The organism is Dendronalium sp. ChiSLP03b, assembly GCF_034531165.2.
GTDB lineage: Bacteria > Cyanobacteriota > Cyanobacteriia > Cyanobacteriales > Nostocaceae > Dendronalium > Dendronalium minutum.
This window is the reverse complement of the sequence record NZ_JAVRBR020000018.1, coordinates 88,993-103,175: the sequence shown is the minus strand read 5'-3', so window position 1 is coordinate 103,175 and position 14,183 is coordinate 88,993. Positions and strand designations below refer to the sequence as shown.

General features: G+C 42.2%; 11 protein-coding genes. 7 read left to right on the top strand and 4 right to left on the bottom strand.

The genetic code is table 11. The annotated features are described in order from the left end of the window. Positions 1-220 precede the first annotated feature (220 nt). Positions 221-772, top strand: coding sequence for an REP-associated tyrosine transposase (locus RMY31_RS05175; RefSeq protein WP_322659143.1), 552 nt, complete (start codon positions 221-223; stop codon positions 770-772). 502 nt (positions 773-1,274) lie between these two features. Next, the gene (locus tag RMY31_RS05170) at positions 1,275-1,697 is read left to right on the top strand and encodes a hypothetical protein (RefSeq protein ID WP_409877375.1); all 423 of its coding nucleotides are present in this window, start codon (positions 1,275-1,277) and stop codon (positions 1,695-1,697) included. Positions 1,698-1,925: 228 nt separating this feature from the next. On the opposite strand, the gene RMY31_RS05165 is transcribed toward RMY31_RS05170, so the two are convergent. The 3 genes from RMY31_RS05165 to RMY31_RS05155 all read right to left on the bottom strand — a co-directional run bounded on the left by RMY31_RS05165 (position 1,926) and on the right by RMY31_RS05155 (position 8,150). Beyond that, positions 1,926-3,344, bottom strand: a complete 1,419-nt coding sequence (locus tag RMY31_RS05165; RefSeq protein ID WP_322659132.1) for an aldehyde dehydrogenase family protein — start codon at positions 3,342-3,344, stop codon at positions 1,926-1,928. 426 nt (positions 3,345-3,770) lie between these two features. Beyond that, the gene (locus tag RMY31_RS05160; RefSeq protein WP_322659131.1) at positions 3,771-4,832 is read right to left on the bottom strand and encodes a nitrilase-related carbon-nitrogen hydrolase; all 1,062 of its coding nucleotides are present in this window, start codon (positions 4,830-4,832) and stop codon (positions 3,771-3,773) included. A gap of 291 nt (positions 4,833-5,123) precedes the next feature. Then, positions 5,124-8,150 carry an SMC family ATPase gene (locus RMY31_RS05155; protein ID WP_322659130.1) on the bottom strand — a complete coding sequence of 1,009 codons (3,027 nt, stop codon included), beginning with the start codon at positions 8,148-8,150 and terminating at the stop codon, positions 5,124-5,126. 140 nt (positions 8,151-8,290) lie between these two features. On the opposite strand from RMY31_RS05155, the gene RMY31_RS05150 reads away from it, so the two are divergent. Further along, positions 8,291-8,476 (top strand): hypothetical protein, encoded by a 186-nt coding sequence (locus tag RMY31_RS05150; protein ID WP_409877372.1) that lies wholly within the window; start codon positions 8,291-8,293, stop codon positions 8,474-8,476. A 35-nt stretch (positions 8,477-8,511) separates the two neighbouring features. Here the strand turns inward: RMY31_RS05150 and RMY31_RS05145 are convergent, their stop codons facing one another. Beyond that, a complete protein-coding gene (locus RMY31_RS05145) occupies positions 8,512-8,751 on the bottom strand; it encodes a hypothetical protein (protein WP_322659129.1) in 240 nt (79 codons plus the stop codon). Between the two features lie 160 nt (positions 8,752-8,911). Between RMY31_RS05145 and RMY31_RS05140 the strand changes: the two genes are divergently transcribed. The 4 genes from RMY31_RS05140 (at position 8,912) to RMY31_RS05125 (ending at position 14,156) form a co-directional block, all read left to right on the top strand. Next, a complete protein-coding gene (locus RMY31_RS05140) occupies positions 8,912-11,263 on the top strand; it encodes an NACHT domain-containing NTPase (protein WP_322659128.1) in 2,352 nt (783 codons plus the stop codon). Positions 11,264-11,338: 75 nt separating this feature from the next. Then, entirely contained in the window at positions 11,339-11,554 is a 216-nt protein-coding gene (locus RMY31_RS05135) for a hypothetical protein (RefSeq protein WP_322659127.1), read from the top strand. Positions 11,555-11,852: 298 nt separating this feature from the next. Further along, on the top strand, positions 11,853-12,533 hold the full coding sequence (locus RMY31_RS05130; RefSeq protein WP_322659126.1) for a conjugal transfer protein TrbI: 681 nt from the start codon (positions 11,853-11,855) through the stop codon (positions 12,531-12,533). A 381-nt stretch (positions 12,534-12,914) separates the two neighbouring features. Further along, entirely contained in the window at positions 12,915-14,156 is a 1,242-nt protein-coding gene (locus RMY31_RS05125) for an S-layer homology domain-containing protein (RefSeq protein WP_322659125.1), read from the top strand. The last annotated feature ends 27 nt before the right edge of the window (positions 14,157-14,183 follow it).

The window sequence follows — 14,183 nt, the reverse complement described above, 5'->3', positions numbered from 1 at the left end:
TACAAAATAAAACACATCTGGGTAGCCCAAAGTTCCCAGATTCCAACACTCAACCGTATTGCCCAATAAACAAGATTGACATTAAAGTGCGATCGCCCATCTCGTAGGATGCGTTAGCAATAGCGTAACGCATCGCCATGTAGAAATAACGCGCTGAATTATGGGTTGTTATCTGCTAGATTTGGGCAGACTAATCAATAAATCCGAATTGCATAATTCAATGACCAGCTACCGCAGAAGGAAGATTGAGGGTGGCACCTACTTCTTTACCCAGGTAACACATCAAAGACAACCGTGGCTTTGTACGGATGTTGCTCGTCCTTTGCTGCGCTCTGCATTTCTCAAGGTTCGTGAAAAATATCCGTTTGCGATCGATGCCATTGTATTGTTACCTGACCACATCCACTGCATCTGGACTTTACCATCCAATGATAGTGATTATGCAACTCGTTGGCAATTGATTAAAAGCGATGTCACCAAGCAAGGAGCATCTGTGCTACAGTTGCAGGCAAACCAAAGTGAATCGCGGCAAAAACGGAGAGAGAGCAATCTTTGGCAGCGACGATTTTGGGAACATTGGATTCGAGATGATGCTGATTTTGCGCGGCATTGTGATTATATCCATTACAATCCAGTCAAGCATGGGTTATGTCAGCGAGCAATGGATTGGAAGTATTCAAGTTTTCACCGATATGTAGCACAGGGTATTTACTCGGTTGATTGGGGAATAAAGGAAGAGTTGATGCCTTTATTAGAGGTTTGGGATCGGTGAGTTGAGAGTTTTGGGGATGCGTTAGCGAAGCGCGTAACGCATCCTACAAGATTGAGCGATCGCCTTTGCCGTAGATTGGGTTAAGGCAAGGAAACCCATCATCTAATACTTCGACACAATTTCAAAGTACCTCAACACAACTTTGAAGTTCTCCAATACAACTTTTAAGTACCTGAACATGATTTTGAAGTACTCCAACACGACTTTGAAGTACTTGAATATGACTTTAAGGTATCTCAACACGACTTTGAAGTACTTGAATATGACTTTGAAGTACCTCAACATGATTTTGAAGTACTTGAACATGATTTCGAGGTATCTGTTTCTTATTTAAAGTATGTTTTTTGACTAGTTTAAGAAATTTTTAAGTATAAATAGCTAAAAATAATTATGTCGATGTCAATCTGACGGAATTTTTCCGAATTATTTCTCATTTGAGTTTATTGTTCGATTTGCTACAAAAAATACAGTAATCATATAAATTGTCTGAGGAGCGTATCTCATGGCACGACTAAAACGCAGTTCACCCACCCTCGAAAAAGCTCTACGGCGAATTGCAGGAATGCGATCGATTAGCTCTACACTAGACTTTGGCAACGGATTGAATTTGACAGACTACGACAGCCGTATCCAAATTTTGCAAACCCAGCTATCAACCTACAATACTTTACTCTCTACCCTGGATGAAATGGCAGGTCGCCTCTCTCTAACTGAAGAAGAATTAAACAGCTATTCTGAAAAGATGTTAATGAGTGTGGCAACCCATTATGGTAAACACAGTTTGCAATATGTCCAGGCGGGAGGCAAGCCACGCCAGAAATCATCACGCCGTTCGAGCAACTCCCAATCTCCATCTGAGAGTACAGCTACACTATTGAATGGTGCAAACAAAAATGGTAAAGACACATCTGTTGTTTTACCTTAATTGTTTAACTATAAATTAACGTGAGTTCGACAAGCTCTATTTTGACCTCTCCCCCAACCCCTCTCCGACGCGGAGAGGGGAGCCAAAACCTTAATTTTTTGTTGCTCCTCCCTTTCCCCGTAGGAGAGGGAGGTTGGGAGGGAGAGGTTCATCGAACTCACGTTAAATTATGTTGACGATCGCTCCTTTGTCTGGTGGCAGGGGCGATCGCGCTTAAATTTAAATAGATTACTTCTTATCGAACCACCAAGGGTCGCTACTAGAGTTGGTTTTAATCAAACAAGCTTTAGAACGCATAAAACGCTTCAATGCCGCCGGCCCCATGCGCGACCCTCCCAGACCGGAGAATTTAAAGGCGTTTTTCTCTCCTTCATGCATTAGGGCAGTAAGAGCAGCATCATTGATACTGATAGCACCTGCATCTAGCTGATAAGCAACTGCTAAAGCTTCTGCTTCCGAACCCGCAAAAACCGCAGCACTCAGTCCATAAATTGAGTCGTTCGCCAAGTACACCGCTTCTTCAACTGTGGGAAAAGGCATCACTGGCATAATCGGGCCAAAAGTCTCTTCAGTCATCACTTTCATAGAATGATTAACCTGAGTGATTACTGTCGGACGACACCACCAGCCCCCACCTAATGCTTCAACTTTACCACCGCAGTGAATTACCGCTCCGTTTTCGACTGCATCTAAAAGATGGTCGCTAATAATTGCTGCCTGTCTTTCGGAAATAATTGGGCCGATTTCTCCACTTTCAACTGTCGGGTGGGCTAGCTGAAGGCGAGAAGCCTTGGCTATCAGTTGATGATAAAAATTTTCAAAAATAGATTCAGCAACGTAAATGCGCTCAATTGAGAGGCATGACTGGCCGGTATTGACGACTGAACCCCACAAAATTGCTGAGGTTGCTAATTCTAAATTGGCTGATTCCAAAACGATCGCAGGGTCTTTCCCCCCTAATTCTAAAAAAGCCGGAATAAACCGTTTAGCTGCTGCTTCTCCCACTCTTCGCCCCGTGGCTACACTGCCTGTAAAGCATACCAAATCGACATTTTCTACCAAGGTAGCACCCGTTTCGCCTGCTCCCTCAACAAAAGCTAGTACATCACGCAACTGGGGAACGGTGTTAAGTGCGAGAATCAGCGGTGCGACAAAGCGGGGAGCAATTTCACTCGGTTTGACAATCACAGCACAACCCGCTAGTAATGCTGGAATGGCATCAATCGTAGACAGCAACAGCGGAAAATTCCAGGGGCTAATTACCCCAACTAGGGAGTAAGGAACCAATGTTTGTTTGAGGGCAATAAACGGGATAGCTGTATTTTTTGCAGATTCTTGCAGCAAGTCTGGCGCTAATCCACACCAGCGATCGATGCTAGAAAGGAATGAGTCTATTTCCAGGACAGAGATTGATAATCTTCCCGTATCATTTATCAAAGCCTCTGTAAGGCGATCGCGCTCAGCTAGTATAGCTTGCTTCCATTCTTGTAAAGCCTCAATTCTACCTTCTACACCCAACTGATACCAACGAGGTTGCGCTCTCCGGGCGCGGCTACATTGCTGTGCCACCAACTTCGGGGGTGGTGGAATAATCACGTAGTCAAATTTTCCAGTCCTGGGGTTGCGAACTTCTATTGGTTTATTCATTTGTCATTTGTCATTTGTCATTGGTCATTACTCCCTATGCCTACCCTTGTAAAGCTGGGTAGTAAACGAACCCAAATCTCAAATAGAGAAGACTATTTTCGTTTTTGTATCTTAAGTGTCTTAGAGGGTTTTTGAAAAGTGGTTAGCTGTGATTTTAGGCACTTGTTGATCCCCCCTAGCCCCCCTTTACAAGGGAGGAACCGGAATTAAAGTCCCCCTTTTCAAGGGGAGCCACTGCGTTGGGCGGCTGTGCCGACTTGAAGCAAGTGGCGTGGATTTAGGGGGATCTAAAACTATTTGATACATCACCAGGGACTTTTCAAACATCCTCTTAGGGGTTCAATGATTATTTTTTCATCACTAGGGCACTAAAACACCAAGAAAAAGCCACTTCTGACACTGACACTTTATGTTCAAATTCTCGATTTAAATTATCCCCAATTTAGCTAGACGCTCAATGGTTGCTTGTTGTGTTTGGATGAAGTGCTTGCGATCTACTTCTTTTTCCAGCATAGTATTTGCTGGGTAAAATTGTGACTGGCTGTAGCTTTGGGCATATAACTCAAAACGCTGGCGTGAGAGTAAATTATGTAACCCTGGACGGCGGCGATCGCGGCGTAATGCTCCTAAGTCAATCTCTGCAAAAGTTGCCATACTCTCGCCTGTAGCTGTCTCAGCTAATACTATTCCCCGATAGTCAATGATTTTAGAACCACCATCAGCTGAAGCAACGGGGATAGGGATATTAGCAATACCAGCAGTATTACTTGAAACTACATATGCCATATTTTCCACAGCACGAGAAATTTTAGCAGCATCTTTAGGCGTTAGCGTCTTGCCATACACTTCTGATGTGGAGTGCAGAAAAATCTCTGCTCCTCGCATTGCTAAACACCGCGCCACTTCTGGATACAAAATTTCTTCCGATGCCAAAGCTGCTAAATTACCAATCGCCGTCTTTGCCACAGGGAAAACCCCCTCTAACCCATAACAGTCGAGATACTTATCCCAGACATCGCCAGGTGTGGGAGCAAACAAAGAATTCAACCGCCGATACCGTAAAACAACTGTACCTGAAGGGTCAATGACAAAGCTAGTTTGAAAGTACAACCCGACAAAGTTGGGATCGATTTCGTAGGCATTGCCAGCTAAAAATATCTGATGTTTTTGGGCAATTTTACCGAGGGCTTCGTATTCAGCACCAGCCATTTCTAGGCAAGCTTTTTCTGCCCACCCAGCCAGAGAATCTCCCATCGGAAAGCCTGTGAGGAAATATTCTGGTAGTACAATTAAGCGACAGTCAAAGCCAATGAAAGCAATACTAGCAGCGATTTGTTGCGCCAAGCGAGCGATCGAGTTTAGCATCAGCGAACGAGCTGCTTGGCGATCGCGTGCTTGATTTACCGCATGACATGTAACTTGCAGTGCCAAAGCACGGTATGAGTCTAGATGATTGGTATTATCTGCGTCAGGTTGCTGCTGATTCATAGTTTGCCTTTGCTGCCTAGAAAATCTGCGTTGCGATCGGACTCATGAGATGATTAAAATCATACAAAACCTTGTCTTATGTGTGGCAGCGCATAAGTACAGCAGAATTCAGGAGTCAGAATTCAGGAGTCAGAATTCAGAATTCAGAAGTAAAACAGGCTTTATGCCTAACTTTTAGACCTAGCTTGTGTACTTCACTCAGTTGAAATCCGCTGTATGTGTCTGACTTATGAATTAGACTTTAAATAAATAAAAAAGAATTAGTAAAAAATTAAACAACTGACGTATTAATTAAATTAACAAACTTAACTGCGAACCTTGTTGTGTTTTATTAACCTCAATGCGGGCTTGGAAGGCTTCTTTGAGATGAGGCATATGAGTGACTGTGAGGATACAAGCGAAATCGCAGGCGATCGCATTAATTGCTGCAATCAAGCGATCGCATCCTTCGGCATCCTGCGTGCCAAATCCCTCATCTATAATTAGCAATTGCAACGCCGCACCCGCTCGCTGTGCCAATAATTTCGCCAAAGCCAAACGGATGGCAAAGTTAATTCTAAATGCTTCGCCACCAGAGTAAGTTTCATAAGCTCGCGTACCTCTAGCATCAGCAATTAAGATATCTAGGGTGTCTATCAGCTTGGCATTTTTCCTCGTTGACTTGCCATTTCGTCCAGCTTTTTGGGTAATAAATTGCACATGTAACTGGTTAGCACTCAACCGCGAAAGTAGTTGATTTGTCTCGGCTTCCAATTGAGGCAACACATTCTCAATCATCAAAGCTTGGATGCCATTTTTACCAAAGGCTTGTGCTAATTCTTGATAAACTCGATATTCTCGTTTACAAGATTGCAATTGCTGTTGCTGTTGCTCGTATTGAATTTGCATAGTTTCCAGTTGGTGAGCCAGCTGTTCTAAACGCCCCAACTTCGCTATGTGTTCGTCTAATTGCCGTCTACGTACTTGAAGTTGCTGCTCTAAAGCTTGAATTTGCTCGGTTGGGTTGGCTGTTTGGGCTAGCTGCTGGATAATACTGTCGATTTGGCTAGCGAGTTTTTGGCGCTCTGTTAGCCTGACGCTTCTAGACGACTCTAGCTCTTGTAATCTTGTCTGAAGTTGCGGATACTGCTGCTGGGCTGCTAAAAGCTGTTGATAACGCAACTGCCAAGATTGGGCTTGGCGTACAGCCATACGCAGGTTATTGTGCTGTTCCGAACTATAGCCAACTTCAGCAATATGATGCTCAAGGGCGGCGATTTGTCTAGCACATTCAGAATCAGTTTGCTCTTGCTGGATTCTGGTTTGTAATTGGGCAATCTGAGCTTGCAATTCTGGCTTTCGGGCTGCTAGTGTAGCTCGACGCTTAGTGGCATCTTTGATTTGTGCTTGTTTAATTTCTGCCCACCGCCACCGGTCCACTTCACTGCGGGCAAGAGCATGGTCTTGCTCACTATAATTCAATTGTTGCAGATATTCTTCTAACTGTTGCAGTTCGGCTTGCTTGTCGGGTGCATAATCACCAGCTTGCAGCGATCGCTCTAGATGTTGCATTTCAGCAGCCAGTTGTTGCAACTGTTGTTCGGCATCGCTTGTAGATTGCAGTTGTGCTGCCAATTGTCCTCTCTGTTCTCGCAAAGCATCATAAGCCGCCAACTTTTGCGATATTTCTCGGTATTCCTGCCTCAATAACTGAATTTCTCGATCTGAAACTGCCATTTGTTCTCGGAATACCCACAATTGCCCCTCAGTTTCTTGGTACTCGTCTTTGGTTTTGTCTACCACGCGATTCCAGTGATGTTCGTCTAAAGGACGCTCACACAAAGGACAAATAGCATCGGGGTTGCGAAGCATTTGCAGTTTTTGATCTAGTTCTCCCAAAAACCTTTCATACTCCCGTTGCTGAGCTTGTAGCCGTTCGATAAAGTGTCGCCTTTCCTGCCCTTTTTCCTGAACTCGTTGCAGATAAACCCGGTCTTTTTCCATTTGATCGATTTGTATCCCCACTTCCATCACCGCTTGTTGCAGTTGCGGTTGGCGACGTGAAGAACGTTGCAGTTGGTTTTCTGTGGCTTGTAATTGTTCTAGCCTTGCTCTTAAATTAGCTTCAACCCGATGCAGTTGGCTTTGCAAATTTTGCCGCTGTTGCAACATGGGACTTACTTGCATTTGCAGTTCATCCAGATGAGTTACACGTCGCCGCGCTGCTGTAAGTTGTGCTAAACCAGCTTCGACTTCACCTGATTTGCTGAGAGTTTGCTGAATTTCTTGCTCTTGCTGCTGCAAGGCTTCTAATTGTCCTTGGACTTGTTGCAGTTGGCGTTCAATTTCGTGAATTTGTTTGGTTAGTTGCTGTTGCTTTTGTTGACGTAGCCCTGTAGCGCGGGTATATTCTTCAAATTTAGTCGCAAATGCTTCTTCTTGAGATTGCAGACTTTGGTACTGAGCGTAGCCGTTTTTAATCTCAGTTTCTTGATTTAAGATAGCTTCTAAATCTGCTAGCTGACTTCTGACTGCTGAGTATTCTTGTTGCAGGCGATCGCAATCTTGAGTTAAATTCTGGTACTGTTGCCTGACAAAGCTGAGTTGTTGTTCCCAATTTTGCCGCTGGTGCTGGACAACTTGCAAACTCTGCAATTGGATATTATCGAAAGCTTGTACCTGCTGCAATTGGTTGAGTTCGGCTTCTAATTCTGCTTTTTGTGCCTGTGTTACCTCACGTTGTTGCAGTTGAATTTTAATTGCTTCTAAGGAACGCTCTAACTCTTCTGCCCTAGCTTTAAACTGGCGCGATGATTCTTTTGCCCGTTCTTCTAAATCATCGTACTGATTGAGTTTCAACAACTCCGCCAAAATTTCCTTGCGTTCGCTGGGGCGCTTGAGCATGAATTCATCTGCTCGACCTTGACGCAGGTAAGCAGAATTAATAAAAGTATCGTAATCCAGCTTGATGTGTTCTAAAATCAAATCCTGTGTTGCTCTGACTCCTTTACCTGTCAGGGCGCGAAAGCCGGAGGGTGTTTCTATTTGAAATTCGAGGACACCACTAGCACCCCGTACTCGCGTGCGAATCACCCGGTATTTTTGCTGATTACTGTGGAAAGTGAAATCCACCCGCACTTCTTTGGCACCTGCATGGATCACATCGTCTTCAGCGGCGGCGCGGCTTTCACCCCAAATTGCCCAGGTGATTGCTTCGAGTAGAGACGATTTACCTGCACCATTAGAACCACAAATACAAGCCGTATGCAGACCGTTAAAATTTAAAGTTGCATCACGGTAACTAAGAAAGTTTTTGAGGATAAGTTGTACTGGGATCATTGAGGCTATAGCGCCACATCTATGTTTTATTAACTAGCAGTACAGATGCACTCTTGATAGTTTAGCTAGGTAAATATCAGGTTTCTAGTCCTGAAGACCTCAATTTTACGAAAATTAACAATATTATGAGCGAATTTTTCATGTTAGGCAAATTATTATGCTCATATTCAAAGAAAAATCAAACTTTTGGAAGTTATCATTTATTTTTCACTGTTGGCAGAGAAGAAGGCAAAAAGAGATTTTCCTTCTCAACCTCTGCTGCTTGCCAAGCTTTTAAAGAAGTAAGGATAAATTGGGTAGTTACTTCACCAAGGCTATCCCAATAGTAGGCTGAGAAGCAAAGTGACTTGTCATGAAAGTTTCATCGGTGTTTTTCATCTTCGTCTTGTTCATCAATTTTATTTGAGTTGCTATCAGTATCATTTGACCTTGACTGCGGTATCAAAAGTCTAATATAAGTACTTACAGCGAATTTTGTCAGTTCTATAAATTGAGGGCAACTTTTCTCGTCGATCGCTGCGAGAGTCAGAGAACCAATCACCATAATCACCGTTACAGCAGCCAGCACTTCATCTCTGTAAGGAAACTTTCTAAACAACATTGAATTACTCCAAATCGTTTGATCGCTACGTTCTTAGCTTTACAGGCGAGTGGTTGCTACAGGCTTGCATACAAGCTTGCAATATGAGTGAGTTGTGTATGCGATGGGAATGAATTCAAAATTTTGCCGTTAAAATCATCACTAGTATTGTGGTGAAGCTATGACTGGGCGATCGCTTTACTGTTCTCCAGAAGGTATCAAAAAAGCAAAAAAAGCTTTAATTCGTTACTCTTTGACGCAAAAGGCATTAGCCGAAGACTTAGAAGTAACTCGCCAGCCAATTGGAAAGTTCTTTACGGGTAAACCTGTCGATCGCAATCTCTTTGTCCAGATTTGCGACAGGCTAGATCTGGAGTGGGATGAAGTTGTTGCTGAACCAGAAGCAAAAGCACATCCAGACACTTGCATTGATATCGATGCCATAGTCCAAGAGGTACGTGCAAAGATAAAACCCAGCATTCAAGAACGCTGCGGCACAATGCGGGTGCTAGATATGACTCAACCTATCGAGTTAAATGACATTTACACAAGCGTCAACATTCTGGAGAAAATCATTGGACGACGACGGCTAGGAATTGATGAATTATTGCAAGAGTCTACAAACGAGGATTTTGACCGTTTTGGACTTGCAAGAATCAGCGAAAAACGAGTACCGGGACTAGAGGCAGTTGAAAAATATCCCAAATTAATGATTTTGGGCAAACCAGGGGCGGGGAAAACCACGTTTTTAAAATATTTAGCTATTCAGTCTATTGGAGGTGAGTTTCAGGCTGAACATGTGCCGATTTTTGTCACCCTTAAAGACTTTGCCGAAGCAGGAAATAAACCTGGATTACTGCAATACCTTAGTGAAGGTGCAATCAATCCTATCTATACAGGAAGCAGTGTTCTGGAAACACGATTTATCTCTTCTATCCCAGATGTGATAATTCGTGGTAAGGCATTAATTTTACTCGATGGCTTGGATGAGGTTAGGGAAGAAGATAGCAAGCGCATCTTAAACGAAATTCGTGAGTTTTCTGACCGTTTTCCAGACAATCACTTTGTAATGACTTGCCGAATTGCAGCACGGGAATATACTTTTGAGAAGTTTACAGAAGTAGAAGTTGCTGATTTTGACGATGAACAAATTGCTAACTTTGCCAACAAATGGTTTCAGAGTAAAGCTGTAAAACCAGAGAATTTTATTAAACGCCTTGAAGACAATAATCGCATCAAACAACTCGCAGCTAGTCCTTTGTTACTGACGCTTCTATGTTTAGCATTTGAAGAGTCAGGGAATTTCTCAGCAAACCGTTCTGAACTCTACAAAGAAGGATTGGATGCCTTACTAAAAAAATGGGATGCCAAGCGAGGAATTCAACGCAACCAAGTTTATAAAAAACTATCAGTACCACGCAAAGAAGATTTACTTAGCAAAATTGCTCTAATTACCTTTGAGCGAGGTGACTATTTCTTCAAGCAAAAAGCAGCAGAACAATACATAGTAGATTACATTCGCAATTTACCTGATGCTAATACTGACGAGGAAGCATTGCAATTCGACAGTGAGGAAATTTTACGTTCCATTGAATATCATCATGGGTTAGTTGTAGCAAGGGCAAAAGGAATTTACTCATTTTCTCACCTCACATTTCATGAGTATTTTGTAGCTAGAGAATTTGTAGTAGTAAGACAGTCATCAGAACAAGCATTGCAAAGTCTTGTTAGTCATATTACCGAGAAAAGCTGGCGAGAAGTATTTTTGCTAGCAGTTGGAATGTCACCAAATGCAGATCGTTTATTATTGTTAATGAAAGAGAAAATTGATGCGATCGCAGCTAGCGATCGGAAGTTGCAACAGTTCCTAATATGGGTAAAAGATAAATCTCTTTCTGTTGATGTTTCCTACAAATCAGCAGCGGTTAGAGCTTTTTATCTTAACATAGACCTTGAAATAGACCCTGACCGTCCACTTGGTTGTGCTATCGACCAGTATGGAACTTGTGTTCTTGCTTGTGCGAGTTTATTAAGTCGTGCCCATAACAAACCTAACCTTACTATTGATACGATTAGTATCGCTCAAAATATTGTTGATACTGATAGTAAGTATTATTGTGATTCTAAACCTGCCTTTGCCATTGCTCTGGCGCGTGATAATGCCATTGTTTATATACTTCGTGACCCAGATACCGATTCTCAAAGAAGGCAAGAATTGCAACAAATTAAGGAAGACTTATTACAAGTACCAGTTCTATATAATAACGAAGATGAATCAAGAAATTGGTTAAAAGACTGGATTGGAAATAAAAGACAGACTAGACTCGATAGTATAACATCTCAGTTAGTTTTAAAACATAATTTTGGTAATGAGTGGCAGTTCAATGATGAAGATAAAATACTACTGAAGCAGTATTACAATGCCAATCTATTGTTAGTAGATTGCCTAAATAGCGATTGCTATATCAGCCGTGAAATGAGACATCAAATTGAGGATACTTTATTATTACCCAATGATAATTCAAAATTCTGAGGCTTTAGAGTCAGGTTTCATAGTCAGTGGGGCAATATTTTGGGAAATATAAAACTTGAAAATTAGATGTAAAATTTGTCTACCTTGAGAACTGTAGTTTTTTGCCAAGATACTGAGATTGCTTCCTTACGTCGCAATGACGCATCTGAATTATTAGAAACTTCAGGTTTCAAAATGGACGAGGTTTATTACCCAAGAAGAGTAGAAGAAGCGCAGGCTGGACAGAGTAAAGCAGACTTTATCAGCAAGACGATGATTGCACTTAAAGAAGCCAATAAAACTTGTTATTGACTACGTTTGTTCGCTGCTGAAGTCTGGACTCAAGAGGGAATCGCTCAACTGCAAGCAGAAGCCGACGAGTTGACACACGTCCTTGACTCCATGCATCGTTTCTACCAAAGAATCCAAGCATAGCAATCTCTCAAACTCTTAATTTTTAATTAACTTTGAGGAACAATTACACATATTCCGTATGTCAGAATAACCCTCACCTTCGGAATATGACTAAAGTCACGTTTGAAAATAGTCAGAAACAATCTCCGTAAAGCCTCGTCATTACACACATTACAGACATAATGGAAGCCCACCTATGACTCGCCTTCATCAATGGAAATCTGGTACTGCTGCACTAATGACAATGGCAATTGCCACAAGTGCCGTTATCCCTATGATTGCAGTAGCTCCTGCTAACGCACAATACAACATTGGGCAATCAAGAACAGTTACCATTCCTTCTGGAGTGAATTTTCCCGTCAAAATTAAAGATGACAAAGTTACTGTTAAACCCGGTGATACTAAATCTTTAACGCTGAGGATAGCTAATGACATTATCGACAGCAACAGAAATATATTGATTCCCAGGAACACTGAAGTTGTCGGGCAGCTAGAACCTGTAAACTTGGGCAGTTATTCCAGAGATAGAGATTATGGACAAGGTGTACGGTTCGTAGCGCGAGAATTAATATTTTCTAACGGTCAGCGTCAGTCAATCAATGCAACTTCTCAAACCTTTAGTACAACTGAAAGAGTTTCGCAAGGCCCCAGTTCTGGCAGGGTTCTAACTGATGCAGCTATTGGTGCGGGTGCTGGACTTTTGGGTTCGCTAGTTACAGGCGATCGCAAAATCAATGATATCAAACCGATTATCGGTGCGGCAGCTGGTGCTGGTGCAAGTATAGTGTTACGGAAAACAGAAGGAGATGCTTTCGTCCTTCGCAACCAGGATTTGAGGCTGACTCTGAACTCTAACTTAGTACTATACCGTTACTAAGTTGGACTCAATTTCAGTCGTGACTTTAATCATCTCCTAATAGCGATCGCCACTTTAACTTAGGTGTGCGATCGCTTCATTTTTCTCAGTAAAACTTATCATATTTCAGCAACTATTCTATTTACATATCGTCTAAATCAATATCCATTTTGATTTGGATTTTTTTGGTTGCAAGTAGTATTTCATAGGTATTAAGTAATAGGATATTTTACTATTACTTAATATCTATTTTTTATTTTAGGGATATTACTATTTATTGAATATATCTAAGTTTTGAGTAATAAATAAATGTATAAATAACAGAGATTTAGGAACTTTATATTTTATATATTGTCTAAGTAACTAACAGAAGAAAAAATAATTTTACTGGAGTAAAAATCAATGTTTACTTTAAATCGTTGGCAATCTGCAACATCTGCTCTCATGGCTTTAAGCATTACAGCCGGGACTGTAGCACCCTTTATTGCAGTTTCGCCATCTTTGGCTCAAACTACTTTTTCTGATGTTTCATCTAACTATTGGGCAGCACAGTTTATTCAAGAATTGTCACAAAGAGGTGTAATCGCAGGATTTCCTGATGGGAGCTTTCGTCCAGAAGAGGCAGTGACACGCGCTCAATTTGCCGCGATGGTCAACAAAGCTTTCCAAAAAGCACAGCAACGGCAGCCAATCAGTTTTATTGATGTGCCAAGCGACTACTGGGCATCTAGTGCCATTCAGCAAGCCTATACTATTGGTTTCTTATCAGGATATCCCGGCAATCGTTTTGAGCCTAACCAAGCTATTCCCCGCCAGCAAGTTTTAGTTTCTCTCGCCAACGGTCTGGAGTATTCCGCCAGTACCAATGTCGAAAGCACTCTGCAATACTTCAATGATGGTTCTAGCATCGCTGACTACGCTCGTAGTCCGATCGCTGCGGCAACTGAAAAGAAAATTGTAGTGAACTATCCAAATGTGAAATTCTTGAATCCAACCACAACTGCTACACGCGCCCAGGTAGCAGCTTTCATCTACCAAGCATTGGTGAGTTCTAATCAAGCTTCAGCAATTAACTCGCCTTATATCGTTGCTCTGGGAAATACTACACCAACACCGATATCTGTAACAATTCCTCAAGGCACTGCCATACCTGTGAAGTACGATCAGGCTAAAAAAATTCTGGTTACTAAGGATGAAACCGCGCCTTTGACACTGACAGTATCGCAGAACGTGGTTACGCAAGATGGATCTGTAGTGATTCCTGCTGGTAGTCAAGTTGTCGGTCAACTCAAACCTGCTACAGGTGGTTCTCAATTCATTGCTGAAAAACTGGTGTTAACCACAGGACAAGAATATCAGCTTAACGCTTCTTCTGAAGTGATTACCAAAACAGAAACTGTCAAGAAGGGCATTAGTACTAGTGCAATCATTAAAGATACTGTTCTAGGTGCAGGAGCGGCGGCTGCGGTATCTGCGGTTACTGGCGATCGCGCCATTGCTACAGAAGAAGTTTTAGGTGGCGCTGGTATCGGTGCTTTGATTGGTTTATTCTTTGGCAAAAAGAGTGTTGACTTAGTCGCAATTAACCCAGACACCGATTTACAAATGACAATCAATCAAAATTTGCTGGTTTCACTTAGATAGTTAATGTTAGTGGTCAGTGGTCGGTGG

Bases quoted from the DNA above. Each gene is read 5' to 3' on its own strand.
- RMY31_RS05145 (WP_322659129.1), bottom strand. From the start codon at position 8,751: ATGTTGTTTAGAAAGTTTCCTTACAGAGATGAAGTGCTGGCTGCTGTA.
- RMY31_RS05125 (WP_322659125.1), top strand. From the start codon at position 12,915: ATGTTTACTTTAAATCGTTGGCAATCTGCAACATCTGCTCTCATGGCT.
- RMY31_RS05170 (WP_409877375.1), top strand. From the start codon at position 1,275: ATGGCACGACTAAAACGCAGTTCACCCACCCTCGAAAAAGCTCTACGG.
- RMY31_RS05175 (WP_322659143.1), top strand. From the start codon at position 221: ATGACCAGCTACCGCAGAAGGAAGATTGAGGGTGGCACCTACTTCTTT.
- RMY31_RS05165 (WP_322659132.1), bottom strand. From the start codon at position 3,344: ATGAATAAACCAATAGAAGTTCGCAACCCCAGGACTGGAAAATTTGAC.
- RMY31_RS05160 (WP_322659131.1), bottom strand. From the start codon at position 4,832: ATGAATCAGCAGCAACCTGACGCAGATAATACCAATCATCTAGACTCA.
- RMY31_RS05155 (WP_322659130.1), bottom strand. From the start codon at position 8,150: ATGATCCCAGTACAACTTATCCTCAAAAACTTTCTTAGTTACCGTGAT.
- RMY31_RS05150 (WP_409877372.1), top strand. From the start codon at position 8,291: ATGTTAGGCAAATTATTATGCTCATATTCAAAGAAAAATCAAACTTTT.
- RMY31_RS05140 (WP_322659128.1), top strand. From the start codon at position 8,912: ATGACTGGGCGATCGCTTTACTGTTCTCCAGAAGGTATCAAAAAAGCA.
- RMY31_RS05130 (WP_322659126.1), top strand. From the start codon at position 11,853: ATGACTCGCCTTCATCAATGGAAATCTGGTACTGCTGCACTAATGACA.